The 1,206-nt window shown below is 48.5% G+C and carries 1 protein-coding gene; it reads left to right on the forward strand.

The features are described 5' to 3' along the window. Positions 1-1,206 (forward strand): PEP/pyruvate-binding domain-containing protein (locus VB714_RS15490; RefSeq protein ID WP_323225532.1); only part of this gene is annotated, 1,206 nt, incomplete at both ends.

Below are 1,206 nucleotides of genomic sequence, written 5' to 3' on the forward strand. Positions count from 1 at the left end.
CTCGATTGCATTCAACCCTCCCAACGCTCTCGAGTGGGAGAAAAAGCCTTTGTGTTGAGCCAATTGTGTCAGCAAGGTTATCCGATCCCGCCAGGATTTGCGATCGCGACGACAGTATGGCAACAATTTTTAATGATTCCGGGAGAGTCCAAACCCATCTTGACGGATCTTTCGGGTTCTTCCCTCCACATTGATGTCAAAGATTTTCGCGCCCTGCAACAACTTGCTCGTAATATTTGTCAGGATATCCAAACAGTTCCGCTACCGTCTCAATGGCTCGATGAATTCCTAGTCGCGGCAGGCAAATTATCTACGCCGGCTTTGATTTTACGTCCTTCCTTAGCCATTTTCGATACAGTTCCTTCTCCGATTCGAGGAATTTGGCGATCGCAAGTCTGTTGGTGCGAACCCCAATCTTTTGAGAATGCCCTCAAACAGGTTTGGAGCGAGCTTTTTCGAGCCAAAAGTTTGTTCTATTGGCAACGCGCGGGGATCGAACTCGATCGCATTCAAATGGCGATTTTGGTGCAGCCAATGGAGGAGGCGATCGCTTCGGGAAGAGTTGTTGCTGACTCCACGCAATGGCAAATTGAAGCGACACGGGGACTGGGTTACAGTTGGATACGAGGGGAAGTGGAACTGGAAACCTATCGCGTTAATGCAGTCACAAAAGAGATTGAGGCTCAAGATCCCGGTCGTAAAACGCGGGAGTGCTATGTCAGAGAGAAACCCCTGCTTTCATCGACGAATTGCCTGGAAAACCGATCGCTTCCAGAAGAAGAGCAGGAAAATTATGTTTTAGATCGAGCCGTACTCTCGCAAATTCTGACTCTCACCCAAAGAATACAATTGGAGAAAAGCAAGAATTTTTCTTGGGAATGGGTCTTATCTCGGACAGCAAAAACACCTCAACTCTATCTCGTGCAGTGGAACGAGGAACAGCAGGTTTCTGCCCCTATTTCTTCTACCCTTTCACTTCCCCTTGTGACCGGGGTGAGTGCTTCTCCAGGACGCGCGATCGCCCCAGTGCGCGTGCTGACTTCTCCCGATGATTTACATCAAGAAATTTCCGTTGGGGAAATCTTAGTGGCCAAAACCCTAGAATCTTATTGGTTTCCTTTGCTTAAACAAGCCGCAGGATTAGTTCTCGAGCAAGGAAATCTCACCAGTCACGGTGCTATTTTGGCTCGCGAATTAGGCATTCCG

Origin of the sequence: Spirulina sp. 06S082 (assembly GCF_034932145.1) — a bacterium.
Classification (GTDB): domain Bacteria; phylum Cyanobacteriota; class Cyanobacteriia; order Cyanobacteriales; family Spirulinaceae; genus CCY15215.